This is a genomic window from Mycobacterium sp. ST-F2, assembly GCF_001905655.1.
GTDB lineage: Bacteria > Actinomycetota > Actinomycetes > Mycobacteriales > Mycobacteriaceae > Mycobacterium.
Genome location: NZ_JMHT01000021.1, coordinates 1 through 25,195, shown reverse-complemented (window position 1 = coordinate 25,195; position 25,195 = coordinate 1). Strand labels below are relative to the sequence as shown.

At 65.5% G+C, this 25,195-nt stretch carries 24 protein-coding genes and 3 tRNA genes; 16 read left to right on the top strand and 11 right to left on the bottom strand.

What is annotated here, in order from left to right:
* The first annotated feature begins 7 nt into the window (after positions 1 to 7).
* From EB75_RS09020 to EB75_RS08995, 7 genes are all read left to right on the top strand, one after another.
* The gene (locus EB75_RS09020; protein ID WP_073695086.1) at positions 8 to 292 is read left to right on the top strand and encodes a putative quinol monooxygenase; all 285 of its coding nucleotides are present in this window, start codon (positions 8 to 10) and stop codon (positions 290 to 292) included.
* 66 nt (positions 293 to 358) lie between these two features.
* Positions 359 to 2,884: a DNA gyrase subunit A gene (gene gyrA / locus EB75_RS09015; RefSeq protein ID WP_073695085.1), complete on the top strand. Its 2,526-nt coding sequence runs from the start codon at positions 359 to 361 to the stop codon at positions 2,882 to 2,884.
* Positions 2,885 to 2,928: 44 nt separating this feature from the next.
* Positions 2,929 to 3,828, top strand: a complete 900-nt coding sequence (locus EB75_RS09010) for a DUF3566 domain-containing protein (protein ID WP_073695084.1) — start codon at positions 2,929 to 2,931, stop codon at positions 3,826 to 3,828.
* Between the two features lie 90 nt (positions 3,829 to 3,918).
* Positions 3,919 to 3,992: transfer RNA gene (locus EB75_RS09005), tRNA-Ile, on the top strand.
* Between the two features lie 42 nt (positions 3,993 to 4,034).
* Positions 4,035 to 4,157, top strand: a complete 123-nt coding sequence (locus EB75_RS29930; protein ID WP_286150133.1) for a hypothetical protein — start codon at positions 4,035 to 4,037, stop codon at positions 4,155 to 4,157.
* Positions 4,148 to 4,220: transfer RNA gene (locus EB75_RS09000), tRNA-Ala, on the top strand. Before EB75_RS29930 ends, EB75_RS09000 begins: the two co-directional genes overlap by 10 nt.
* 684 nt (positions 4,221 to 4,904) lie before the next feature.
* Positions 4,905 to 5,933, top strand: a complete 1,029-nt coding sequence (locus EB75_RS08995) for a nucleotidyltransferase domain-containing protein (RefSeq protein WP_142239506.1) — start codon at positions 4,905 to 4,907, stop codon at positions 5,931 to 5,933.
* 17 nt (positions 5,934 to 5,950) lie between these two features.
* Here EB75_RS08995 and EB75_RS08990 read toward each other — a convergent pair whose 3' ends face one another.
* Positions 5,951 to 6,463 carry an HIT family protein gene (locus EB75_RS08990; RefSeq protein WP_083612115.1) on the bottom strand — a complete coding sequence of 171 codons (513 nt, stop codon included), beginning with the start codon at positions 6,461 to 6,463 and terminating at the stop codon, positions 5,951 to 5,953.
* A gap of 160 nt (positions 6,464 to 6,623) precedes the next feature.
* Between EB75_RS08990 and EB75_RS08985 the strand changes: the two genes are divergently transcribed.
* From EB75_RS08985 to EB75_RS08970, 4 genes are all read left to right on the top strand, one after another.
* Entirely contained in the window at positions 6,624 to 6,959 is a 336-nt protein-coding gene (locus EB75_RS08985) for a hypothetical protein (RefSeq protein ID WP_142239505.1), read from the top strand.
* A 292-nt stretch (positions 6,960 to 7,251) separates the two neighbouring features.
* Positions 7,252 to 7,632, top strand: coding sequence for a hypothetical protein (locus EB75_RS08980; RefSeq protein ID WP_073695080.1), 381 nt, complete (start codon positions 7,252 to 7,254; stop codon positions 7,630 to 7,632).
* A 660-nt stretch (positions 7,633 to 8,292) separates the two neighbouring features.
* A complete protein-coding gene (locus EB75_RS08975) occupies positions 8,293 to 9,507 on the top strand; it encodes an amidase domain-containing protein (protein ID WP_073695079.1) in 1,215 nt (404 codons plus the stop codon).
* A gap of 4 nt (positions 9,508 to 9,511) precedes the next feature.
* Positions 9,512 to 9,994, top strand: a complete 483-nt coding sequence (locus EB75_RS08970; RefSeq protein WP_073695078.1) for a hypothetical protein — start codon at positions 9,512 to 9,514, stop codon at positions 9,992 to 9,994.
* A 74-nt stretch (positions 9,995 to 10,068) separates the two neighbouring features.
* Here EB75_RS08970 and cwsA read toward each other — a convergent pair whose 3' ends face one another.
* Positions 10,069 to 10,437, bottom strand: coding sequence for a cell wall synthesis protein CwsA (gene cwsA, locus EB75_RS08965; protein WP_073695077.1), 369 nt, complete (start codon positions 10,435 to 10,437; stop codon positions 10,069 to 10,071).
* A gap of 130 nt (positions 10,438 to 10,567) precedes the next feature.
* Here cwsA and EB75_RS08960 point away from each other — a divergent pair, with 130 nt between their 5' ends.
* Positions 10,568 to 11,095, top strand: coding sequence for a peptidylprolyl isomerase (locus tag EB75_RS08960; RefSeq protein WP_073695076.1), 528 nt, complete (start codon positions 10,568 to 10,570; stop codon positions 11,093 to 11,095).
* Positions 11,096 to 11,209: 114 nt separating this feature from the next.
* On the opposite strand, the gene EB75_RS08955 is transcribed toward EB75_RS08960, so the two are convergent.
* Together EB75_RS08955 and crgA are read right to left on the bottom strand one after the other, a co-directional pair.
* The gene (locus EB75_RS08955) at positions 11,210 to 11,635 is read right to left on the bottom strand and encodes a PH domain-containing protein (RefSeq protein ID WP_073695075.1); all 426 of its coding nucleotides are present in this window, start codon (positions 11,633 to 11,635) and stop codon (positions 11,210 to 11,212) included.
* A gap of 148 nt (positions 11,636 to 11,783) precedes the next feature.
* Positions 11,784 to 12,068: a cell division protein CrgA gene (gene crgA, locus EB75_RS08950; RefSeq protein ID WP_020099906.1), complete on the bottom strand. Its 285-nt coding sequence runs from the start codon at positions 12,066 to 12,068 to the stop codon at positions 11,784 to 11,786.
* Positions 12,069 to 12,148: 80 nt separating this feature from the next.
* Here crgA and EB75_RS08945 point away from each other — a divergent pair, with 80 nt between their 5' ends.
* On the top strand, positions 12,149 to 12,967 hold the full coding sequence (locus tag EB75_RS08945) for a DUF881 domain-containing protein (protein ID WP_073695074.1): 819 nt from the start codon (positions 12,149 to 12,151) through the stop codon (positions 12,965 to 12,967).
* 37 nt (positions 12,968 to 13,004) lie between these two features.
* Positions 13,005 to 13,673 carry an aminodeoxychorismate/anthranilate synthase component II gene (locus tag EB75_RS08940; protein WP_073695073.1) on the top strand — a complete coding sequence of 223 codons (669 nt, stop codon included), beginning with the start codon at positions 13,005 to 13,007 and terminating at the stop codon, positions 13,671 to 13,673.
* Positions 13,674 to 13,970: 297 nt separating this feature from the next.
* Here EB75_RS08940 and pknB read toward each other — a convergent pair whose 3' ends face one another.
* The 7 genes from pknB to EB75_RS08905 all read right to left on the bottom strand — a co-directional run bounded on the left by pknB (position 13,971) and on the right by EB75_RS08905 (position 23,548).
* The gene (gene pknB / locus EB75_RS08935; RefSeq protein WP_073695072.1) at positions 13,971 to 15,854 is read right to left on the bottom strand and encodes a Stk1 family PASTA domain-containing Ser/Thr kinase; all 1,884 of its coding nucleotides are present in this window, start codon (positions 15,852 to 15,854) and stop codon (positions 13,971 to 13,973) included.
* Positions 15,851 to 17,080, bottom strand: coding sequence for a protein kinase domain-containing protein (locus EB75_RS08930; protein ID WP_073695071.1), 1,230 nt, complete (start codon positions 17,078 to 17,080; stop codon positions 15,851 to 15,853). The genes pknB and EB75_RS08930 overlap by 4 nt, the downstream gene beginning before the upstream one ends.
* Positions 17,077 to 18,555 carry a D,D-transpeptidase PbpA gene (pbpA, locus tag EB75_RS08925; protein ID WP_073695070.1) on the bottom strand — a complete coding sequence of 493 codons (1,479 nt, stop codon included), beginning with the start codon at positions 18,553 to 18,555 and terminating at the stop codon, positions 17,077 to 17,079. The genes EB75_RS08930 and pbpA overlap by 4 nt, the downstream gene beginning before the upstream one ends.
* Positions 18,552 to 19,997, bottom strand: coding sequence for an FtsW/RodA/SpoVE family cell cycle protein (locus tag EB75_RS08920; protein ID WP_073695069.1), 1,446 nt, complete (start codon positions 19,995 to 19,997; stop codon positions 18,552 to 18,554). The genes pbpA and EB75_RS08920 overlap by 4 nt, the downstream gene beginning before the upstream one ends.
* Positions 19,994 to 21,523 carry a PP2C family protein-serine/threonine phosphatase gene (locus EB75_RS08915; RefSeq protein ID WP_073695068.1) on the bottom strand — a complete coding sequence of 510 codons (1,530 nt, stop codon included), beginning with the start codon at positions 21,521 to 21,523 and terminating at the stop codon, positions 19,994 to 19,996. The genes EB75_RS08920 and EB75_RS08915 overlap by 4 nt, the downstream gene beginning before the upstream one ends.
* Positions 21,520 to 21,987: an FHA domain-containing protein FhaB/FipA gene (locus tag EB75_RS08910; RefSeq protein ID WP_064859211.1), complete on the bottom strand. Its 468-nt coding sequence runs from the start codon at positions 21,985 to 21,987 to the stop codon at positions 21,520 to 21,522. Before EB75_RS08910 ends, EB75_RS08915 begins: the two co-directional genes overlap by 4 nt.
* A gap of 124 nt (positions 21,988 to 22,111) precedes the next feature.
* Positions 22,112 to 23,548 (bottom strand): FHA domain-containing protein, encoded by a 1,437-nt coding sequence (locus tag EB75_RS08905; protein WP_073695067.1) that lies wholly within the window; start codon positions 23,546 to 23,548, stop codon positions 22,112 to 22,114.
* Between the two features lie 290 nt (positions 23,549 to 23,838).
* Here EB75_RS08905 and EB75_RS08900 point away from each other — a divergent pair.
* Together EB75_RS08900 and EB75_RS08895 are read left to right on the top strand one after the other, a co-directional pair.
* Positions 23,839 to 23,921 (top strand) — tRNA-Leu (locus EB75_RS08900).
* Between the two features lie 194 nt (positions 23,922 to 24,115).
* On the top strand, positions 24,116 to 25,054 hold the full coding sequence (locus tag EB75_RS08895) for an abortive infection family protein (protein WP_083612114.1): 939 nt from the start codon (positions 24,116 to 24,118) through the stop codon (positions 25,052 to 25,054).
* Positions 25,055 to 25,195 lie beyond the last annotated feature (141 nt).

Sequence of the window (25,195 nt, the reverse complement as noted above, 5' to 3'; positions counted from 1 at the left end):
AAAATCGATGGTGCACACCGCGTTTATCCGGGTCAAGGTATCGCCCGACGCGGCCGAGCAGGCCGCTGCGGCCATGCGCGAGTTGGTGACCCCGACCCTGGCCGAGCCGGGTTGCATCACCTACGAGTTCTACCGCGACCTGGATGAGCCGTCGCTGTTCCACTGCTTCGAACACTGGGACTCGAAGGAAGCGCTCGACCTGCACGGCACCACTCCCCACGTCGCCAAGTTCCTGACGGAGCTGGGGCCGCTGATCGAAAAGTGGGAATACAACCACACCGAAGCGATGTGAGGTCGGCCGCTGAGCCGATCCGAAAAACACGATGTTTAACGTGAAACAATCCGCAGAAGGAACCCGATGACCGACACCATGCCGCCCGAGGGCGACCGCATCGAACCGGTTGACATCCAGCAGGAGATGCAGCGCAGCTACATCGATTACGCCATGAGCGTCATCGTGGGCCGCGCCCTCCCCGAGGTCCGTGACGGCCTCAAGCCGGTGCACCGTCGCGTGCTCTACGCGATGTACGACTCGGGCTTCCGTCCGGACCGCTCCCACGCCAAGTCCGCGCGTTCGGTTGCCGAGACCATGGGTAACTACCACCCGCACGGCGACTCGTCGATCTACGACACCCTGGTCCGCATGGCCCAGCCGTGGTCGCTGCGCTACCCGCTGGTCGACGGCCAGGGCAACTTCGGCTCGCCGGGTAACGACCCCGCGGCAGCCATGCGTTACACCGAGGCCCGCCTCACCCCGCTGGCCATGGAGATGCTGCGCGAAATCGACGAGGAGACAGTCGATTTCATCCCCAACTACGACGGCCGCGTGCAGGAGCCGACCGTCCTGCCCAGCCGGTTCCCGAACCTGCTGGCCAACGGCTCCGGCGGTATCGCCGTCGGTATGGCCACCAACATCCCGCCGCACAACCTCCGCGAACTCGCCGAGGCCGTGTACTGGTGCCTGGAGAACCACGAAGCCGACGAGGAGACCACCCTCGAGGCGGTGATGGAGCGGGTCAAGGGCCCGGACTTCCCCACTCACGGCCTGATCGTGGGGACGCAGGGCATCTCCGACACCTACCGCACCGGTCGTGGCTCGGTCCGCATGCGCGGTGTCGTCGAGATCGAGGAAGACGCCAAGGGCCGCACCTCGCTCGTCATCACCGAGCTGCCCTACCAGGTCAACCACGACAACTTCATCACTTCGATCGCCGAGCAGGTGCGCGACGGCCGGATCGCCGGCATCTCCAACATCGAGGACCAGTCCAGTGACCGCGTCGGTCTGCGCATCGTCGTCGACCTCAAGCGTGACGCCGTCGCCAAGGTGGTGCTGAACAACCTCTACAAGCACACTCAGCTGCAGACGAGCTTCGGTGCCAACATGCTGTCGATCGTCGACGGCGTGCCCCGCACCCTGCGTCTCGATCAGATGATCCGCTACTACGTCGCGCACCAGCTCGACGTGATCATCCGGCGCACCCGGTACCGGTTGCGCAAGGCCAACGAACGCGCCCACATCTTGCGCGGCTTGGTGAAAGCCCTTGACGCTCTTGATGAAGTCATCGCGCTGATCCGCGCGTCGGCCAACGCCGACGCGGCCCGGACCGGCTTGATGGAGCTGCTCGAGGTCGACGAGATCCAGGCGCAGGCCATCCTCGACATGCAGCTGCGTCGCCTCGCCGCCCTGGAACGGCAGCGCATCGTCGACGATCTGGCCAAGATCGAAGCCGAGATCGCCGACCTCGAGGACATTCTCGCCAAGCCCGAGCGGCAGCGCGCCATCGTCCACGACGAGCTCCAGGAGCTCGCCGACAAGTACGGCGACGACCGTCGTACCCGGATCATCGCGGCCGACGGTGATGTCACCGACGAGGACCTCATCCAGCGCGAGGACGTCGTCGTCACCATCACCGAGACCGGCTACGCCAAGCGCACCAAGACCGACCTGTACCGCAGCCAGAAGCGCGGCGGTAAGGGCGTGCAGGGTGCCGGGCTGAAGCAGGACGACATCGTCAACCACTTCTTCGTGTGCTCCACGCACGACTGGATCCTGTTCTTCACCACGCAGGGCCGGGTGTATCGGGCCAAGGCCTACGACCTGCCCGAGGCCTCGCGGACCGCGCGCGGTCAGCACGTCGCGAACCTGTTGGCCTTCCAGCCGGAGGAGCGCATCGCTCAGGTCATCCAGATCAAGAGCTACGAGGACGCGCCCTACCTGGTGCTCGCCACCCGCAACGGTCTGGTGAAGAAGTCCAAGCTGGCCGACTTCGACTCGAACCGCTCGGGCGGCATCGTCGCGATCAACCTGCGTGACGGCGACGAACTGGTCGGCGCGGTGCTGTGCTCCGCCGAAGAGGACCTGCTGCTGGTGTCGGCCAACGGCCAGTCCATCCGGTTCTCGGCCACCGACGAGGCGCTGCGGCCCATGGGCCGTGCCACCTCCGGCGTGCAGGGCATGCGGTTCAACGAAGACGACCGGTTGTTGTCGCTCAACGTCGTCGTGCCGGACACCTACCTGTTGGTCGCGACCGCGGGTGGTTACGCCAAGCGGACCGCCATCGACGAGTACACGGCGCAGGGCCGAGGCGGCAAGGGCATCCTCACGATCCAGTACGACCCGAAGCGTGGCAGTCTGGTCGGTGCGCTGATCGTCGACGACGAGACCGAGCTGTACGCCATCACCTCCGGTGGCGGCGTCATCCGGACCGCGGCACGTCAGGTGCGCAAGGCCGGACGGCAGACCAAGGGCGTTCGGTTGATGAACTTGGGCGAGGGCGACACACTGATTGCCGTCGCGCGCAACGCCGAAGAGGCCGAGCCTGGCGACGGTGACACCGAGACCGACGTCGAGGTGACGACCGAGACCGAGACCGACGAAACGTAGTGCTGCGACTGCCCACAGCCGCCGGAGATTGAAGGAGCCGCCAGGTGAGTTCCCCGAACGAGCCGGGATACACCCGTACCGGTGACGGACCCACGAGCAACAACGGGCCGGCCACCGGATCGGGTGGCGGTGCCCATGCGGCCGACCCAGGCGGCGAGACACCGCCCTGGCAGCGGGTCCGCTCCGGGGCCCCGGCTGACGCAGCTGGGGCCGCCGGCCAGAGCCTGGACGACCGGCTCAACCGGTTCGTCAGTGGCAGCGGGGGTGGGTCGGCTTCGGAGGCGGAGACGACCATCACGCCGGCCATCACTCCGGACACCCCGCCCCCGGCGCCGGCTGTTCCGGCGGCACCCGCGGTGACCCCGACGGGCAACGTGCCGCCCAAGCCTGTCCGGACTGCCGAAACGGTACGGACGGAGACGCGTCCCGACGCCGCGTACGCCAGCGAGATCCCGGACCTCTCCCGCCAGCCGCAGCGCCGGCCGGGCGAGCCGCGGGAGCCGCGCAGCACCGTCGCGACGGTGTCCCCCGCCCCGGCCCGTTCGGCGGCGTCGCGGCCTCGTGCGGGCGCCCGTCAGGATGGTCCGGTGCGGGCCAGCATGCAGGTGCGCCGCGTCGACCCGTGGAGCGTGTTGAAGGTCTCGTTGGTGCTGTCGGTGGCGCTGTTCTTCGTGTGGATGATCGCCGTCGCGTTCCTGTACCTCGTCCTCGGTGGCATGGGTGTGTGGAGCAAGCTCAACAGCAACGTCGGCGATCTGCTCACCAGCGGTGGCGGCGCGGGCGGTGAATTGGTTTCTGCGAGTACGATTTTCGGCGGCGCGACCCTCATCGGGTTGGTCAACATCGTGCTGTTGACGGCCATGGCGACCGCCGCGGCTTTCGTCTACAACCTGACGACGGATCTGGTCGGCGGCGTCGAGGTGACGCTCGCGGATCGGGACTAGTCAGCAGGCCTGCGGGCGCGGCTGACGTCGCGTTTTGGGCGCAGAGGTACCCATACGGTAATCTCATCGCTCGGCCGCAAGGCCACTTTCGGGCCTATAGCTCAGGCGGTTAGAGCGCTTCGCTGATAACGAAGAGGTCGGAGGTTCGAGTCCTCCTAGGCCCACGGAAGTCGGTAATACCGACTCCCCCACCGGAAGGGTGCACCGTGAGATTGGTTCTGCTGGTGCTCGGTACCTTGCTCGGAGTGGCCGCGGTCACCGTTTGGCGGACCCGGCATGGCGCAGAGGTCTGGCACTCCATTCACCCGGACACCATCGAGGGGCCTTAGCTCAGTTGGTAGAGCGCTGCCTTTGCAAGGCAGATGTCAGGAGTTCGAATCTCCTAGGCTCCACAATTCAAAACAACGGCTTCGGTCTTCGGCACCGGGGCCGCTTGTGTTATCCGTGCGCGCATTTTGGTGTGAGCCCGCCGCAAATGACGTTGGTTGATTGCGACCCAACGGGATCGACTTCCGACGGGTACCGGTGCCCGTAACGGTCCAACGTTAGGCAGACGGACTTTGTGTCCGAGCATGTGCGGTAGGGCCTTGATGGTTCGCGCGGCCTGTATCGCGAGTCTCGCCGTAGGTGTGCCTCAGCTCGTGCATCTTGAAGTCGTAGACACGATGTGTCCTCGCCCGGCTTGTTTTGCCCTGTGTGCAGGAGCAGGAGGGCCGCTGCGAGCGCATCTGACCACCACCGTCGGCGCACGTTGCCGCCGCGCATAATCGCGGCCCTGGCTGTCGGTGAGCAGCATGCTGGGGCACAATCCGGGTTGCTCCTACTGGCGGCCGGATTGTCGGGGGTGTAAGCGGGCGGACTTGTGTAGCGCGAATGACTCGACCCGGAGTCCTGCATCCGGTTGAGCCACTGTCTGTGTGTTGGATTCCCCATTTTGATTCCGGCGTCCGTCCACCCAGATACCCTGCCGCTGCAGGGGGTTCTTTAGCGTCTTTAGCGGACTGGCTCCATGCGGTTTGTTGCTGGATACCTTCCGATGTAGGTGGTACCTGCGTGTGGCAGTTAGGCGGAGTGGCATGGACCTCGCTGAATCAATCAGTGAACTAGGGTTGGCGGACCGTGTGCCGCATTTGAGTGCGGCGGTAGATCGCTCGAAAGTAGCGACAGAGCGAATGCGCGCGGCGTTAGCGGATTTTGATTCGGGCGGAGGCGCTATGGATGTCGTTGCGTTCGGTTCTCTCGCTCGGCAGGAGTACACGCCTGCAAGTGATGTTGATTACCTTGTCTTGGTCGATGCCATGCCAGAGGACCCCGCGGTTCCGCACGAACTCTTGAGCAGAATCAGAGACTGTCTTTCCGTTGAGGCAACTGCCGACGGTTCATCCAAGTCGCCTGGGGCCACTGGTCTTTTCGGTAGGGCTGCCGGAATATACGACATCATCAATCAGGTTGGGTTGGAAGGCGATACGAACTCCACGCACACCGTCAGAATGGAAGTCATTCAAGAGTCGGTCAGCCTGCTAAATGCCGAAGTGCATTCGAAAATCCTTGGCAGCACCCTTCGGAGATACATTACCCTTTTTGATGTTCCACAGGCTCGGCCGCCGAGGTTCCTGCTCAATGACATGCTGAGATATTGGCGCCAGATAACGGTCGACTATCAGGCAAAGACCCCAGTTGGCGGCCAAGAGCCCAAGGCAGTCATGCGCTATTTGAAGCTTCTAACGACTAGGAAGAACTTTATTGCAAGCTCGATTCTCCCGCTGATTGCTCCGCGCGATCTTGAAGTTCCGTGGGAGGTCTACCTGAAAGACATGTACTCGATCCCCCCGCTGGCGCGGCTGGCTACAGTCACCAAGAACGCCCCGGACCCCGTCAAAGATGCTGTGCGAACAGTCTTTTCTACTATCGACCTGTTCATTGAAAACACTGAGAGCGCAGACAAACGGAAGCGCTGGAATACCCTCCCGTGGGAGGCGCGTAAGTCGGATGACGGCTACCGTGTCTTCAGGGCCGCCGCCGAAGAGTTGCAACTGGCCTTCGAATGCATTTTCCTGGATTGGGATGATGTTGCCAAGAATACGCGAAGCTATCTATTGCTCTAGTCAAAGACCACCGACTCTCACCGCCGGACGTCCTCAAAACCCTGCTTGAGTAGGTCGACGAAAATCACCCGGTCGGATTCAGTCAGCTTTGAATAGGGTTCCGCATTCTCCCATGGAGAAACTCCGTGATTGCCATCAGCTATACGCCGAGGAATCACGTGGGCATGTAGATGAGGTTCCTTATTGCCCAAAATGGCGATGTTGACACGCTCCACGTTGGACATTTTCCTCAGTACGAGTGATGCATCTTGAAGGTCGGACATGAAGGACGACAACAGATCTGGATCAGTCTGGTCGTAATGTTCGACATGATCGTTGAGGCTGACGATCAGGCGCCCTGGGAAACGCGCGTCGCTGTAAAGTCCGACTTGCGATACACGAAGTGCGGCCACGGGAATCCACAACGTAAAGCCGCAGGTTGAGCAACCAGAAGCCGGCGAACCGGCGCGGTTCATCGCACTCCCAGCGACCGCTGCACACTCCTGGTTTGCGTGCGTCATTGTTCCATCAAACCCATCTGCCTCAGGCATTGGACCAACGCTTCATCATCGAACGTACATTCGATGATCGGCGTGGTCAATACGCGCTGTGAAAGTAACAGTTGATCGGCGGTGGCGTGTTCCCATTGGAGTACGTCATACTGATCACCTATTACTTATTACGTAACACGTACATAGTAGCGGAGATGCGGTGGACGACGAGGCTTTGCGCAACGTGTCCAAAGGACTCTTTGGGAACCGGCACAAGCTAGAAGTGATCGCGGCCATCGGCGACGCGATTGCCGATGGTGCTCAAGATGTGTACCCCCGCATGATCTCTAAGACGCTACGAGACGCTGCCGACAAGCAAGTGGGCGAAATCTTCACGCAGCTCCGTAGTGGTGGCCTGCTGATACCCGTTGTCGACAAGACCGACCTGCAGAAGAACCGTTACCGAGCGCGTGAGTCGGAAGTCTGGGAAGCCGCGCGGAACCTGCTGGCTGAACTGCGCCTGGCAGCGTGGCGGCCCGATGAACTCATGGGTTAGGGGTGCTGTCCGCAGTGCCCGTTACGTGCCCACAGTTGTAAATGAAATCCGACAAGTTGTAGTTAGGGCTCTCCGAAGTTGGACGGCGGATAAACCCCTGGCCAGCAACGGGATCTGCTTTCGCAAGCAGATTTGACAAGGCCGAATCTCCTAGGCGCCACGATCAAGAACGGCGGCTTTCGTGTTCGTCACGGAGGCCCCCTTTCGTCGGTGGTCACTGACGCATGTAGGACCGGTTAACGTGCGTGGAAATTCCAAGGAGGCTCCAACACCGCGGTCCTACGCTGCGCCTATGACGACAGAGATCAGCTACGCGAAGTGGATGTTGCCGCTGTCGGTGCCGTTCGGTCTCGGGCCGAAGCACAGTGCAGTGGAGGTGCGCGACGGCGCGCTGCACGTGACCATGGGTTGGGGTTTCTCGGCCGAGATCCCGTTGGCGTCGATCAAGGAAGCCAGCCGCTGGGAAGGCCGCATCACGTCCTGGGGCGTGCACGGCTTCCGCGGCCGATGGTTGGTCAACGGTTCGTCGGACGGCGTGGTGGCGCTGACCATCGATCCACCGGTGAAGGCCAAGGTCGTCGGGATGTCAGTCACCCTGCGGCAGCTCGGGGTCAGCGTGACCGATCCGGATGCCCTCATTACGGCCTGCACGAGCTGGGGCCGCCGAACGTGAGCTTGTGTGTCAGATCCAGGCCGGATCGGACACACAAGCTCAGTCTCGGCGCGGAAAACTAGGGCTGAGGCGTCACATCCACGCTCGGGGGCAGCGGGGAGGGCTCGGGCTGCATTCTCCATCTCGCGGACCGTCCCGGCGCGCCTATCAATCTCGTTGGCTGGCGCGGTGTTGGAGCGAGCGGGCGATTCTTCGTTTCGAATGCACCGTGCCAAAGGTCTGTCGGCTACAACGTCACCGGGGTGTAGCGTTGCTGCCATGAGTTGACTCGTCGCGGACGCTAGGGGAGAGCGCTTCGACAGGTGCGGGCAATTCGGATGCCGTTGTGGCTTGCTTCCACTAGGTCGGCCGATTGGGGGATTGGCGTGGAAAATCTGAACGTTGACACAAGTGGACTTTCGGCCGCTGCCGCGAGTGGTGAAGCGGTAGCAGTCTCGCTCATGAGCGGGGAAATTGGGGAACTAGCGGTGCCGACGGAGGCGCGGCACAGTGGAGTGGGAATTGCGGCCCTGGACAAGGCCGTCACCAGGGTGCATGACCGGCAGGCGCGACGGATTTTGACGCATGCGAATAGCTTGCGGAATGCCAGTAGTCGCTACGACGAGACTGACAGAGGTGGCGCTGCGGATATTGCGGTGACGGTGTGAAGATGGGCCACCGATGACTGGCGTCCCGCGTACCTCCACCGACGCATTGCCGTCCCGCGCAGCGATCGAGGCATGGGACAGTCGTCATCTGTATGAGGCGGCGGCGCGGTGGCGTGCCTCAGCGGCAATGTCGGAGGAAGGCTTTCGGCAGCACCAGGCGAGTGTCTCCAATCTCGACTGGACGGGCGAGGCCAGAGACGCAGCCGTCAACCGTATGGCTGCAGACGCAGCCGTAGTCGATCGTCAGAATCAGGTCCAGCGGGCGTCTGCAGAGATCGCCGAAGGCGGTGCACACGGCATCGAGTCGGCGAAACGCGAAGCGTTGGAGGCTATCTCGCACGCAGAGTCGAACGGGTTTCGCGTCAGGGCGGACCTATCGGTCACCGACACTTCGCGTGTTGATTTGTCGACGGCGGCGGCACGCTACAGAGCTGCAGCCGAGCATGCTGAGGAAATTCGGTGGTACGCGGAGCGACTCGTGCAAGCCGATACATTTGTCGGCAAGCGATTAGCAGAGAAAGCTGTTGAGCTGGAGTGTATTTCGTTCGATGGCGAACACGAAAGTCATGCGAGCGGGGACCGAACGCAGCTTGTTGGCAACGAGATCAAGCTCAATCCACCGCAGCCACCAGCGCCGCAGTTGTCGCCGAGCCGCCAGGCCGCGCTGGAGTATTCGGAGAAGTGGGCTGAGGGATTCAACCCTGACTACGAATCACTTGGGGGCGGAGACCTCGATTGCACCAACTTTGCGTCGCAAGTAATGCGGGCCGGCGGATTTGGCGACGTAGGTAACGGCATCGATGACTGGCGTCGCGGAGACAGCGACGACTGGTACTACCAAAATGATGGCTTGATATTTCCTCACAACACCTCTTCGAAAACCTGGACATTGGCCAAAGAGAGTCACAACTTCGTCACTCAGCACTCCGGCCGGGGCGAGATCGTGGGTGTTGTGCCGACTCCGAGTCGCGACGGCCTCGACCCGCTCGCCCCGTCTCGTGCAGGGCTACTCCCTGGCGACCTGAATTATTACAAGGACGCAGACGGCAACATCAACCATGTCGCGGTGTATGCAGGCCAAACGATGATGAACGGGGTGCCTACCGACGTGATCAATCAGCACTCGGGTGGAGTGAAGCTGCATGGTGATTGGATGCCGGATTCGGCGGAGTACACCCAGGCACCTGCTCAAGTCGAGTTTGTCCATTTGAGATATCCGGGGGAATGATCGGATGGCGGAGGGAATTGTCACGCGCGGCCGCATTGTCGTGGCCCTCGTAGCGATGGCCGTAATTGTCGTTGCTGCGTTGCTGTGGGTGTTCACCATGCCGTCAAGCGAGGACGGATTGTCCATGGGCGACTATGGACAGAAGAAGCAGAGCGAGTGGGCCGAGCGTCTGGTCGCAGGCTTGAACACCCACGATGTGAACCAGGTGCCCCTGCTGCGTACCAACGGGGTCCTGTCAGCGGAGCAGCGCACGACGATCGAGGCCTTCCTTCCCGAATCCAACTGTGAATACCGGTTGACAGCTGTGGATGATCGGGGACAACAGGGCAGGCAGAAAGTACCTGGGTTGTCTGCAGAGAGCTCGACTTACCGCTTCGACATGAGTGTCGAGGAGACATGCTTGAACCAGTCACCACGAAGCCGAACAGTGGGCGTGGTGGCAATCCCCGAAATGAGCTACTGGGAACCGTTCTACTTCGCACCCTAGAACCGCACGAGACGGAGCTTGTATGTCAGATTCAGGCCGGATCTGACACACAAGCTCAGTCTCAGCGCGGAAAACTAGGGTTGGGGAGTCACATCCACGCTCGGGGGTAGCGGGGAAGGTTCGGGCTGCATCGAGCGCCGCACGATCGAGAACGCGACGCCACCGATGGCCAGGACGGCGACCGTCGCGCCGGCAATGAGCAGGGGCCGACGACGCTTGCTGCCCGTCTGCACGACCACAGCCAGATCACCCGCAGGATCCTCACCGCGGTGGCAGCGGCGCCCCACCCAGCGGGCGGTCCCCACCGTGGATCCGACACCCAATCCGAGCACCCCGCGCAAGATCAGCAGCGGCCCGATGATCGAGTACTTCAGCCCCCGACCCAGGCGGGCACCGGAGCTGGGGCGGCTGACCTCGGGGACATTCTCGGTGACAGTGCTCATCAACCAACCTCTCTGCCGGACACGATTAATGGGGAGCACCGAAGCGTGGCTCGGTTCTTCGCTCGGCCTTCCACGTTATTCGGTGGGGGCGGCTTCGGGGTCTTAAATGTGAGTGGCAGACTGACTTTCCGTGACGAGCCCCATTCAGACTGCGACCGCGACGCTGCACACCAACCGCGGCGACATCAAGATTGCTTTGTTCGGTAACCACGCGCCCAAGACCGTCGCCAACTTCGTTGGACTGGCCCAGGGCACCAAGGATTACTCCACCGAGAACGCCTCGGGCGGCACCTCCGGCCCGTTCTACGACGGCGTCATCTTCCACCGCGTCATCGACGGCTTCATGATCCAGGGTGGCGACCCGACCGGCACCGGCCGCGGCGGCCCGGGCTACCAGTTCGCCGACGAGTTCCACCCGGAGCTGCAGTTCGACAAGCCGTACCTGCTCGCCATGGCCAACGCCGGCCCGGGCACCAACGGCTCGCAGTTCTTCATCACCGTGGGCCCGACCCCGCACCTGAACCGTCGCCACACCATCTTCGGTGAGGTCGTCGACGAGGCGTCGCAGAAGGTCGTCGACGCCATCGCCAGCACCGCGGTGGACCGCGGCGACCGTCCGACCGAGCCGGTCGTCGTCGACTCGGTCACCGTTTCCTGAATCCCAGCCTGACGCGCGGCGCGGCAGTCCCCTACCGGGGCTGCCGCGTCGTTTGCGTTGGGCCTGCTTGATGTGGGCGCACAAGTGCGAGTGCGGTGCGCCGTGGGCGCAGAGTCAGCGGGGACCCGGTGGAATCAGCCCGGCGTCGGTCAGGGCGTCGAGGACGTTGATGGGGTCGGTGCCGACATCCCATCGGGTGAAGACCAGGAGCCGGTCGTCGACGGTGTCGAGCTCCAGCAGCCGGACCTTGCGGGTCAACCGGCGGAACTCGGTGATACGCACACTCTTGAGGTCGGCCTGTGCATAAGTCTGTGTCCCGAACCAGCCGCGCACCACGAGCCCGGCGGGCGTGATGGCGAGCTTCGGCCGGGCCCGCCAGGACAACGTGGTGAAGACCAGCAGGCCGACGGCGGCGATGCCGGCGAGAACCCGTCCGGGCAGGTCAGTGACCGAAGTGAGGGCTACAGCGCCCAGCGCCACGCCGAAGAGTCCACAGGCGGCGATACCCGCCGTCGGGGGGCTCCATTGAGTTTGTTCCACAAGCCATCCACACCCTCGGGGGCAAGTTATCCACAGGCACTATCCCCAATGGGGATGAATCACATCGATGTGATTGGGTTTCCGTCAGGTTGCCAGTTGGGTTACGTAACGAAACCGGGATGTAACGAACCGGGGCCGTTGACCCAGCTCAGCGCCACCGCATGGTCAGCAGCAGACCGGTGATCATGAACGCGAAGGCGATGGCGTAGTTCCACTGGGCGAGGTCGGCCATCCACTGCAGCAGGTGCGGGGTACCGGCCGGGTTCAGCGCCGCGAGCTGGAACACGGCCAGCCAGATCAGACCGATCAGCATGAGCGAGCAGAAGAACACCACGAACCACACGCTCGACGGTCCGGCCTTGACCTTCACCGGCGTCCGACTCACCGGGTTGATGGTGAAGTCGTTCTTCTTGCGAACCTTGGACTTGGGCATTGGTACCTTCGCGGACTGTCGGTGCCGCACACCCGCGCCGGTGGAGAAAAACCGGCAATTCGGTGCGACGATGGAGCGGTATGCACCCAGAGCCTAACGCAGAAGACGTGTCGCCTCGCAGGCCACGGACGGACAGGACCTCGGAACCTGACCAGCCGGCCCGCCACTCGGCCTGGCGATTCGGCGTTCCTGTGGTCTGTGTGCTCGCGGGCCTTCTGCTGGCCACCACCCACAGTGTGTCCGGGGGCAGCGAGATCCGGCGCAGCGACGCACCCCGCCTGGTCGACATGGTGAAGGAAGCGCAGCGCACCGTCGCCACCCGCACCGCGGAGCGCGACAACCTGCAGCATCAGCTGGAGAACCACCACGGCGGTACCCCCGGCGCCAACGCCGCGCTCGGTGCCATCACGGCCCGGGCCGACGAACTGGGTCTGGAACTGGGCCTGGACCCGATGCGCGGGCCGGGTCTGGTCATCAGCCTCAACGACGCCCAGCGCAACGCGCAGGGCCAGTACCCCCGCGACGCCACCCCCGACGACCTCGTGGTGCACCAGCAGGACGTGCAGGCGGTGCTCAACGCGCTGTGGCTGGGCGGCGCCGAGGCCGTCCAGATGCAGGACCAGCGGATCCTGGCGACCTCCGCCCCGCGCTGCGTCGGGAACACCCTGCTGCTCAACGGCCGTACCTACAGTCCGCCGTACGTCATCACCGTGATCGGCAACGTCGACGGCATGCGCGCCGCGCTCGCCGCCGCGCCGCTGGTGACCTTGTACAAGCAGTACGTGGTGCGGTTCGGGCTGGGTTACACGGAGGAGCCGCGGGCGTCGGTGGACGTCGTCGGGCACCGGATGCCGCTCAAACTCCAGTACGCCAAACCGGTCGGACCGCTCACATATTGAGTGATCGACTCCGCGGGTGACCCAGTAGCCTGACGACATGCAGGTTCTCGTCCTCGACAACTACGACAGCTTCGTGTTCAACCTGGTCCAGTACCTGGGCCAGCTCGGGGTGCACGCGCAGGTCTGGCGCAGTGACGACGAGCGCGTCTCCACGCCCGAAGGCGTTGCCGCCGTCGCGAAGGAGTTCGACGGGATCCTGGTGAGCCCCGGCCCCGGCACCCCGGAGCGGGCCGGCGCGTCCATTCCCCTGGTCCGTGCCTGTGCCGAGACCGGCACCCCCCTACTCGGGGTGTGCCTGGGACACCAGGCCATCGGCGTGGCGTTCGGTGGCACCGTCGACCGTGCGCCGGAACTGCTGCACGGTAAGACCAGCCTGGTGCATCACGCGAACAGCGGTGTGCTGCAAGGACTTCCGGACCCGTTCACGGCGACGCGCTATCACTCGCTGACCATCCTGCCGGAGACCCTGCCGGACGAACTGGAGGCCATCGGGCAGACCGACAGCGGCGTGATCATGGCCGTCCGGCACCGCGAACTGCCGATCCACGGGGTGCAGTTCCACCCCGAGAGCATCCTGACGCAGGGCGGTCACCGGATGCTGGCCAACTGGCTGGCCTTCTGCGGTCAGGCGCCTGATGAGGGACTGGTCCGTCGCCTCGAGCAGGAAGTCGCCGACGCCGTCTCCGCCGCGACCCGCACGGCCTAGTCACCGAGCTTGCATCCACGCCGTGCGAGAGGCGTGTGCCGTGGGTTCAGGGGTGGACGCCGTTCTGGGCTGCCAGGGTCGTTGACTCTCACCTCATGGCGTGGGAGTGCGAGTAGCTACGACCCTGAGGTGAGAGTCAACGGCTGCTGGGGCCGGAATCCCGTTGACCCTGACCTGAGGGCGCAAAAGACCGAGTGGCCACGACCCTGAAGTGAGAGTCAACGCGATGTTGGGCTGCCGGGGTCGTTGACTCTCACATAGTGGCGAGCAATGGGCTGCCAGGACGTCCCCGCAAAACTACGAGGCGAAGCTCAGCGTGATCGACGCGCCGAAGTTGACGCCGCTGCCGGCTGCCGGTATCTGGCTGACCACCGCGTTGCTGCGCTGACCGCTGTTCTGTACGTCGGCGCCCTTGATCAGCACGCCGGTCCAGCCGAGGGCACGCAGGTTCGGCTCGGCGTCGGTCCAGAACTGACCGGCCAGGTTCGGCATGACGAACTGGTTGCCCTGCGAGACCTTCAGCGTGACGGGCGCGTCCTTGGGCGTCGGGGTGCCCGCCGGCGGATCGGTGGCGATGACCTCACCCGCCGGCTTCGGGCTGTCGACCGGAGCCGTCAGGATCGTCAGGAAGCCGACGGTGTTGAGGTTCTTGGTCGCGACCTCGACGTTCTGGCCGTTGGTGTCGGGGACCGGGACCAGGCCGGGCCCGGAGCCGACGATGATCGTGATGACGTTGGTGATCGCCGACGTCTGGTGGGCCGGCGGGTTGGTCGCGATGACCCGGTCCTTCTGGTCCGGGAGCGACTGCGACACCGTCTGCTGGAGGTTCCGGAAGCCGGCGCTCTGCAGCTTGGCCATGGCGTCCGCCGGTGACAGCTTCGAGACGTCCGGGACCTCGCGCTGCTCGGGGCCGGTCGAGATGTTGATGGTGATCTCGTCCCCGGCGGCCACCGACGTGTTGGCCGCCGGTTCGGTACCGATGACGTGGTCCGGCGCCACCGTGGAATCGGGGCGCTGCTGGGTGCGGGTCTTGAAGCCGCGGTTCTGCAGGTTGGCGACGGCGTCGGCCTGGGCCAGCCCGCGGACGTCGGGAATCTGCTGGTCGTGGGGCTTGCCGTTGACCAGGTTGATGGCGACGGTGACGACGACCGTCAGCACTGCCAGGATGGCCGCGGCGATGAGCCACCGGCCGATCGGGGTCGCGGCCCGGTCCGTCGAGCGGTACGGCTGCGGGTTGACGCTGATGGGCTCGGGCATCATGCTGCGCGGTCCACCGAACCCGCCGGCGCCCATCATCGCGGTGCGCTCGGCGTCGGTGAGCACCTTGGGGGCGTCGGGCGCTTCGCCGGCGTGCACGCGGATCAGGTCGTTCCGCATGTCCGCGGCGCTCTGGTAGCGGTTGTCGGGATTCTTCGCGAGGGCCTTGAGCACGACGGCGTCCAGGTCCGGGGAGATGCCGGAATGACGTTGCGACGGCGGCACGGGGTCTTCGCGGACGTGCTGGTAGGCCACCGCGACCGGGGAGTCGCCGACGAAGGGGGGCTCACCGGTGATCAGTTCGTAGAGCACACAGCCCAGCGAGTACACGTCCGAGCGGGCGTCGACGTTCTGCCCGCTGGCCTGCTCGGGTGACAGGTACTGGGCGGTGCCGATGACGGCCGCGGTCTGCGTCATCCGGTTGCTGCTGTCGGCGATGGCCCGGGCGATGCCGAAGTCCATGACCTTGACCGCGTTGGTCTTGCTGATCATGATGTTCGCCGGCTTGATGTCCCGGTGGACGATGCCGTGCTGGTGGCTGAAGTTCAGGGCCTGACAGGCGTCGGCGATGATCTCGATGGCGCGCTGCTGCGGCAGCGGTCCCTCGGTGTGCACGATGTCGCGCAGCGTCACGCCGTCGACGTACTCCATGACGATGTACGGCAGCGGCCCGTTGGGCGTCTCGGCCTCGCCGGTGTCGTAGACCGCGACGATCGCCGGGTGGTTCAGCGCCGCGGCGTTCTGCGCTTCCCGGCGGAACCGCAGGTAGAAGCTCGGGTCCCGAGCGAGGTCGGCGCGCAGCACCTTGACCGCCACGTCGCGGTGCAGACGCAGGTCCCGGCCGAGGTGAACCTCCGACATGCCGCCGAAACCGAGGATGTCCCCCAGCTCGTAGCGGTCGGAGAGGTGCTGGGGCGTGGTCATGAGATGGACGGTCCTGACAGATCCGGGAGACGAAGCGACTGGCCCGTCGGTGCGCCCGGCGTCTTGGTGGTCTCGGTGATGGTGTTGGTGACCGTCGACTGCTGCTGGTTCTTCTGGTCCTGGCGGTCCTGCGCGTTGAGCACGATCAGGATCGCGATGACGATAGCCAGCGCCCCGAGCACACCCGCAGCCCACAGCAGCGCGCGCTGTCCGGGAGAGAACGTACGTCGGGCCGGCGGCGACGGCCGGTGGCTGCCGGTGGCCGGCCGGGGCCGGGGTGCGGCCGGTGCGGGTCGGGCGGGCTCGATGGCAGCCCGTGCCTGTGTGCTCGACGGAATCGCCGCGGGAGCGGCCCGTCCGATGGTCGGGGCCTGGTTGGGCCGCGGGGGACGGCGTCCGGCCCGGACCGCGGCGACGGCGTCGGCGAACGGGCCGCCGCTGCGGTAGCGGTGGATGGCGTCCTTGGCGAGGCTGATCTCGATCAGCTCCCGGACGTTCGGCGGCAGGTCGGCCGGCAGCGGTGGCGGCGCTTCCTTGATGTGCTTCATCGCGACGGTCAGGGCCCCGTCGCCGGTGAAGGGGCGACGGCCCGACACGGACTCGTAGCCGACCACACCGAGCGAGTAGACGTCGCTGGCCGCGGTCGCGTCGTGGCCCAGGGCCTGTTCGGGCGCGATGTACTGCGCGGTGCCCATCACCATGCCGGTCTGGGTGACCGGGGCTGCGTCGACGGCCTTGGCGATACCGAAGTCGGTCAGCTTCACCTGGCCGGTGGGGGTGATCATGATGTTGCCGGGCTTGACGTCGCGGTGCACCAGGCCGGCGCTGTGCGCGACCTGCAGGGCCCGGCCCGTCTGCTCCAGCATGTCCAGCGAGTGCCGCAGCGACAGCCGTCCGGTCCGCTTGATCACGGAGTTCAGCGGCTCGCCGTTGACCAGCTCCATCACCAGGTACGCGGTGCGTCCGGTGTCATCGAGCTCGGTCTCGCCGTAGTCGTAGACGCTGGCGATACCGGGGTGGTTCAGCATGGCGACCGTGCGCGCCTCGGCGCGGAACCGCTCGACGAATTCCGGGTCGGTCGAGTACTCGGCCTTGAGCACCTTGATGGCGACCTGTCGGCCGAGCCTGCTGTCGACGCCCTCCCAGACCTGACCCATGCCACCTGTGGCGATGAGTCGCTGAAGTCGATAGCGGCCGGAGAGCGTGACTCCGACGCGCGCGCTCATGATCCCTCCCGTAGCGCCGCGGCGATGGTGGCCCGCCCGATGGGTGCGGCCAGCGCACCGCCGGTTGCGGACAAACGGTCCCCACCATTCTCCACTAGGACTGCGACGGCCACCTTCGGGGATTTCGCCGGTGCAAAAGCGATGTACCACGCGTGCGGTGGGGTGTTGCGCGGATCGGTGCCGTGTTCGGCGGTGCCCGTCTTTGATGCGATCTGCACGCCGGCTATGGCTCCCTTCTGCTGCGTCACCTGCTCGGCGCCGACCATCAGATCCGTAAGTGTAGCTGCGACCTGGGATGAGATGGCCCGCCGCTGTTCGTGCGGTGAGGTAGCCGCGATGTTGCGGAGGTCAGGTCCCTTGAGGTCGTCGACCAGGTAAGGGGCCATGGTGACGCCGCGGTTGGCGATGGTCGCGGCGATCATCGCGTTCTGCAGCGGGGTCAGGGCGACGTCCTTCTGGCCGATGCTGGAGATACCCAGGGCCGGGGCGTCGGAGATCGGGCCGACGGTCGATTCGGCGACCTGCAGCGGGATCGACGGCGGCGGCGTGTCCAGGCCGAACTGCTTGGCCATGGTGCGCATCGCGTCGGCGCCGTTGTGCAGACCCAGTTCGACGAAGGCGGTGTTGCAGGACTTGGCGAACGCCTCGCGCAGGGAGACCGTCGGGCCCCCGCCGCACGCCGCGCCGCCGTAGTTCTCCAGCGTTGCGGTGCTGTCCGGCAACGTGATTCGCGCCGCCGAGGTCAGCTGCGTGTCGGGGGTGGCACCGGCCTGCAGCGCCGCTGCGGTGGTCAGCACCTTGAACGTCGACCCCGGCGGGTAGGTCTCGGAGATCGCCCGGTTCTGCAGGGGCGAGTCGGGATTGTCGCGCAGCGCCTGCCAGGCGGCGGACTGCCTCTCGCCCTCGTGCGAGGCCAGCAGATTGGGGTCGTACGACGGGGACGACACCATGGCCAGAATCTTGCCGGTGGACGGATCCAGCGCGACCACCGAGCCCTTGCACGGGTTGCCGCCGCAGCCCTGCTGCATGGCGTCCCACGCGGCCTGCTGCACGCGCGGCACGATCGTCGTGTCGACGTTGCCGCCGCGCGGATCGCGGCCCGTGAAGAAGTCCGCGATGCGGTTGCCGAACAGCCGCTCGTCGGAGCCGTTGAGGATGCTGTCCTCGGCGCGCTCGAGGCCGGTGCTCGAGTACTGCAGCGAGTAGAAGCCGGTCACCGGCGCGTAGACCAGCGGGTTCGGGTAGATGCGCAGGTAGCGGAACCGGCCGTTGGTCGGCATCGAGTACGCCAGCAGCTGGCCGCTGGCCGTGATCTGGCCGCGCTGGCGCGAGTACTCGTCGAGGAGCACGCGCTGGTTGCGGGGATCGGCGCGCAGGCTGTCGGCGGCGAACACCTGCGTGGTGGTGGCGTTGAGCAGCAACAGCACGACCAGTGCCATCACCAGCCCGGAGAGGCGACGAAGGGAGGTGTTCATTGCTTCTCGATCACCTCGGTGCTGGCCGCCGCGATCGGCGCTTGGTTGGGGCCGCGAGTGGTCAGCGGACGGCGCGCGACGTGCGAGACCCGCAGCAGCAGGGCCAGCAGCACATAGTTGGACAGCAGTGACGAGCCGCCGTAGGACATCCAGGGGGTGGTCAGGCCCGTCTGCGGGATCAGTTTGGTGACTCCGCCGACGACGATGAACAGCTGCAGCGCCAGCGCGCCCGACAGGCCGGCGGCCAGCAGCTTGCCGAAGCTGTCGCGCACCGCGATGGCGGTGCGCAGCCCCCGGATGATGACGATGGTGTAGAGCATCAGCACCGCGGCCAGGCCGACGAGGCCGAGCTCCTCACCGACCGCCGCGATGATGAAGTCGGTGGAGGCGTCGGGCACCGTGCCGGGCTGGCCGTTGCCCAGGCCGGTGCCGAAGATGCCACCGGTGGCGAAGCTGAACAGCGACTGCACCATCTGGTAGCCGGCGCCGTCGGGATCGGCGAACGGGTCCAGCCAGTTCTGCACGCGCACCCGCACGTGGTCGAAGAGCTGGTACGCCACCAGGCTGCCGACGCAGAACAGGCTGAGCCCGGTGACCACCCAGCTGAGCTTCTCGGTGGCGACGTACAGCAGCACCAGGAACGTCGCGTACAGCAGCAGCGACGCCCCGAGGTCCTTCTCGAACACCATGACGCCGATGGAGCCGATCCAGGCCACCAGCAGGGGCGCCAGGTCGCGCGGCCGCGGCAGGTCCATGCCGAACACGTGCTTGCCGGCGCTGGTGAACAGGCTGCGCTTGGTGACCAGCACGCTGGCGAAGAAGATCAGCAGCAGGATCTTGGAGAACTCGGCGGGCTGAATGGAGAAGCCCGGCAACCGGATCCAGATCTTGGCGCCGTACTGCTCGGCCACCGAATCGGGCAGCACCGCGGGGATGGCCAGCAGCACGAGGCCGACCAGGCCGCAGATGTAGCCGTAGCGAGCCAGCATCCGGTGGTCGTGCACGAACATCAGTACCGCGGTGAACACCAGGATGCCCAGCAGCGTCCACAGCATCTGCTGGTTGGCGTTGCCGCCCGGCAGGATGCCCGCGGGACGGGAGTGCGACGACAGGTCCAGCCGGTAGATCATCACCAGGCCCAGGCCGTTGAGCAGTGCGACCACCGGCAGCAGCAGCGGGTCGGCGTAGGGCGCGTAGCGGCGCACCGCCAGATGGGCGGCGCCGAACAGCACGATGAAGCCGAGGGTGAACTGGGCGAGGGCCGGCCGCAGGCCGCTCTCCTGGTTGGCTTCGACGATCAGCAGCGCCACCGTCGTGATCACTGCGGCGAAGCCCAGTAGGACCAATTCGGAATTACGCCGATTGGGCAGCGGAGGAGCGACCGCGACCGGAGACTGCGGCTGAGTGTCTTCCCGTCGTTTCGCTCGCTCCGGCGTCGTCATGACGCGTTCCGGCAGTTAGTGCCCGGCTCCTGAGGTGGCGGAGGGAGTGCCGTGGCCGTCGGGGACGGAGCCGCAGGCGAGGTCGGGGCAGGCGCGGGGCTGGACGGGTTGGGGGCCGGTGCCGCTGTGGGCGCGGGTGCCGGAGGCGTCGTAGAACTCGGTGCCTCGGGACCAGGGGCCGGACCGCGCGGCGGTTGCGGCACCACCGACAGCGACGGCGGCGGCGCGGGGCTCGGGGTCGGCGGGGTGACGACGAGCGGCGCGCACAGCGGCAGCAGCGAGCTGTGGCTGAGTTCCTTGAGCTGACGGATCGCGTCGTCGACGGTGCCGGTCGGCAGGCCGGCGGTGACCTGGGCCCGGCCGGACTCGCGCAGGTCGGCGACCTTCATGGGCTGGCAGCCCGGGTGGGTGTCGTCGACGCCGATGATCGTCATCTCGGAGTGGGTGTCCACGCAGGCCAGCAGGTAGGGCTCCTGTAGTGGCAGCCCCAGCAGGGAGCCCGGGACGCCGCGCATGATGTAGACCGAGCCGTTGTAGCCCGAGACGTAATAGTTGCTCCGGATCAGATAGCGCCCGATGGCCAGTCCGGTGATGAGCAGCAGGATCAGTAGGATGGCGCCGATGATCAGGTTGCGCCGGGTGTGCTTCTTTCGAGCCGGTGGATCAGGTTGTGCCACAGGCTTTTTCGCTGCGGCTGCCGCTCGCTTCGGGTTGAAGGCGGAGGCCCGTCCGGCGGCGGTGTTGGGCGGCAGGGTGTCGTCGTCCTGACCCGACACCGCGCCCGCCAGGATGGGTGCGGTCTGGCCGTATTCGTAGTCGACGACGTCGGCCACCACGACGGTGACGTTGTCCGGGCCGCCGCCGCGCAGGGCCAGCTCGATGAGCCGGTCGGCGCAGTCCACGACGTCCGGGATCTGCATGGCGCCCTGGATGGTCTCGTGGCTGACCGGGTCGGACAGCCCGTCCGAGCACAGCAGGTAGCGGTCGCCGGCCTTGGCCTCGCGCATGGTCAGCGTCGGCTCGACCTCATGCCCGGTCAGGGCCTTCATGATCAGCGAGCGCTGCGGGTGACTGTGCGCCTCCTCGGCGGTGATGCGACCGTCGTCGACCAGGGTCTGGACGAAGGTGTCGTCCTTGGTGATCTGCGTGAGCTCGCCGTCGCGCATCAGGTAGCCGCGCGAGTCTCCGATGTGCACCATGCCCAGGCGCGTGCCGGCGAACAGGATGGCGCTCAGGGTCGTGCCCATGCCCTCGAGCTCGGGATCGGCCTCGACGTGCGCGGCGATGGCCGCGTTGCCGTCGTGGACGGCGTCGTTCAGCTTGGCCAGCAGGTCGCCGCCAGGTTCGTCGTCGTCCAGGTGCGCCAGCGCGGCGATGACCAGTTGCGAGGCGACCTCACCCGCGGCGTGACCGCCCATGCCGTCGGCCAGGGCGAGCAGGCGGGCACCGGCGTAGACGGAGTCCTCGTTGTTGGCGCGGACCAGGCCGCGGTCGCTGCGCGCGGCATATCGGAGTACAAGTGTCACGGGCGCAGCTCAATTACCGTCTTGCCGATTCGAACCGGCGTTCCCATTGGAACCCTTACCGCCGTCGTCACTTTCGCCCTGTCCAGGTATGTACCGTTGGTCGATCCTAGGTCTTCGACGTACCACTCGGAGCCTCTCGGCGACAGCCGGGCGTGCCGTGTCGAGGCGTAGTCGTCGGTGAGCACCAGCGTGGAGTCGTCGGCCCGGCCGATCAGAACGGGCTGGCTGGTCAGGGTGATCCGGGTGCCGGCGAGGGCGCCTTCGGTCACCACCAACTGGCGCGCGTACCGGCGTCGGTCCCGGTTGGGCAGCAGGGTGCCCCGGAACGCCAGACCGCGCCGCACCATGACGGCTCCGGTGGGTGCGTAGATGTCGGTGCGCAGTACGCGCAGCACCGACCAGATGAAGAGCCAGAGCAACAGAAGGAAACCGACCCGCGTCAGCTGCAGAACTAACCCCTGCATCCGACGTCCTCTCCGTTGCCGCGTCGAGGCTGGGCCCGGTGCCCGGTAGCCGTCGGCATCGTCACGATACTTTGGCGGTCACCGGCCGGTGCGAAGATCATCCGGCCGGTGACGGAAACCGGGTTCAGTGAACGCGGACCACGATCTCGGAGTGACCCACCCGGATGACGTCGCCGTCGGCCAGCTGCCACTCCTGAACCGGGGCGTTGTTGACGGTCGTGCCGTTGGTCGAGTTCAGATCCGAGAGCAGCGCGGTGTGGCCGTCCCAGCGGATCTCGAGGTGCCGGCGCGAGACACCGGTGTCGGGCAGGCGGAACTGCGCGTCCTGGCCGCGGCCGATGACGTTCGCGCCTTCGCGCAGCTGGTAGGTGCGGCCGCTGCCGTCGTCGAGCTGCAGCGTCACGTTCGCACCGACGGCACCGTAGCCACCGCCGTAGCCGCCCTGCTGTCCGTAGTCGGGCTCGGCGTAGCCGGCACCTGCGCCGCCGTAACCCGGGTCGCCATAGCCACCCTGGGCCGGGGGCTGGCCGTAACCCTGATCAGCGGGCTGGCCGTAGCCCTGGTCGGGCTGGCCGTAGCTCGGCTGCTGGGGCTGACCGTAGTTCTGCTCGCCGTAGCCGCCCTGGCCGGAAGGCTGGCCGTAGCTCGGCTGTCCGTAGTTCTGCTGGGGCTGCCCGTACCCCTGGTCGGGCTGGCCGTAACCGCCGCCCTGCTGGGGCTGGCTGTAACCGCCCTGCTGGCCGCCGTACCCCTGGTCGGGCTGGCCGTAACCGCCCTGCTGGGGCTGGCCGTAGCCACCCTGCGGAGCACCGACGGGCGGCGGTCCGGGAGGACCACCCTGGGGGCTGCCGTAGCCGCCCTGGCCGTATCCGGACGGGCCCGCGCCATAACCGGCCTGGTCCCCCTGCTGTCCGTAGCCGCCCTGCTGGCCGTAACCACCCTGGTGAGGCTGCCCGTAGCCGCCCTGCTGGCCATAACCCTGCTGCGGGTAGCCGCCCTGGTTCGGGTCCTGCGGGTACTGCTGACCGCGCTGCTGCTCGTCGGGCTGCCGTCCGTAGTCGTACTCGTCGCCTGGCTGGCCCTGTCCCTGGCCGGGGCGGTGGGTCGGGTTGTCAGTCATCGTTGGTACTCCTGGTTCTGCGGTGTGCACGCGGTCGCTGGGTGCCGGCCGCGGTGGCCCGGCGGTTGAGTCGGGGTTGACCGCGCCGTGGGCGCGGAATTGGCCGGTATGAAGGCCAGGTGACGGCTCAAACCTGACGACCACCTCACCATACGTTTGCCATCCCCGCTCATGGACGAATCCCTCGAGGTGTTTGGCAAAAGCACTGGGTGTGAGGTCAGGATCGGCGTTCACCTTCTCGAAATCGGTGTAACTGAGCGTAATGACGTATTCGTTCGGTGCCAAAATACGACCGCCGCCGACATCGTGGGCACCGGATTCGGCTTCCCGCTGTAATGCGGCCTCGACTTCCGGGGGTGCGATCGACCCCCCGAAGACGCGGGCAAAAGCGTCTCCGACCGTGGTTTCGAGCTTGCGCTCGATCCGGTCGACCAGACCCATGTACTCCTGCCTCGCCTCGTCTCGATGTCCAGATGTGATGTGCGCGATAACCGCGGACACCACTGTTACGCATGGTATCGGCCTGACCTTGTAATACGTGACCAACAGAATCGTGAGAATTCGAAAGCCGCTGGTCAGGAGGTGGTCGGGGCGCATCGGGAGCGAGATCGGGCGAGGTGTCGCGATCTGCGGGCACCTTCGGCGCTGCGGTTTGGTTGTCCAGAAGGTGCTGGTCAACGGCGGATTTGGAGCCGGGGGTGGGGGTGGTGATACTCTCTCCCAGTTGTTTGGGGCGAGTGGCGGAATGGCAGACGCGCTGGCTTCAGGTGCCAGTGTCCTTCGGGACGTGGGGGTTCAAGTCCCCCTTCGCCCACTCAACAGCAGTTCTACGAACTGCCGGCATTAAGGTCACGAACTCAGAAGAGTTCGTGACCTTTGTGTTTGGTGGGCAGGCTGGCCGCAGGTGCGCGTTTCAATCGGGTCGGGGATTGTGTCGCCTAAGTCCCCATAATTGTTGAAGCGAAACGCGATCTAACCGGGGCCGGGGCTTCAAAGGAGTTGTAGGGCGTGTCAACGAAGCTCATCACCCAAGTCACGCGCCGCAGGATTTTCGACACCATCACTCTGTCGAAGGTGCTGTGGGAAGGACGGCTGGAAGAGCCCGACTTCTTGGCGCGGATCTACGACTTGGATTCAATGCCGAGCACTGATTCGAGATACAAGTCCGCCGTTGGCGACATCCGGCAGCATCGGGTCAACAACCCTGAAGACTGGCCGGACGACTGGATATTCACCGACAGTCGCTTTGGGTTGCAACACGGTGATGACGAACTCGTTCTCCAGTTCCTTGCTGAGATGCTGCACCCGCTGGTGAGACCCGATGAAGAGGAAGTCGGCAAACTTCTCAAGTCTTTCAACGAAGCGCTCGCCAGAGATGGCTATGAGCTCTACCCGGCCGACTGGATCAGCGGCCATGCTGTCTACGGATGGCGGCGCCGCGACTCCTTCCATGGCTCGAACCCGGACCTTCGCCTAGATGAGCGCGAACTTGTGCCCGATCCGGAAGTGCTGGAAGAACACCTCGCGCGTATTCGTGACAGTCTGGCCTCTGATCCGGCGGCTGCGATCTCGTCGTCCAAGAACCTTGTTGAGAGCCTGTTCAGGATCATCCTCGATCGATCTGCGGTCACCTACGGCGCGCGCGACGACATTCCGCAGCTGTATCGGCATGTCGCGGATCTACTTGAGCTGAAAGCAGATTCGGTTCCCGGAAGTGCTAAGGGCAGTGAATCCGCGCAACAGATTCTTCGCACACTCGTCACCACAATCCAGTCACTTGCAGAACTGCGTAACGAGCTCGGAATCGGCCATGGCCAATCAAAACGAAGCGTCGCGCTGACGCGACACGCGAGGCTGGCTTTGAACGCGACCGTTACAGTTGCGGAGTTCGTGCTGGATACATGGCAAGCACGGGTCGCCGCGGGGCGCGTCGTAGTCGGACATTAAGGATCGTTCACGAGAGCGACGCAGCGCCCTGGGGGACGCACGAGCTGGTCGCGGCAGCGCTCCTGCTCGCCCGGGTCGCGCGGAGCGTCGATGGCGAGTCCCCGATTCTGAGTCCACCCGGAATTAGAGTCGGGTTTGTTG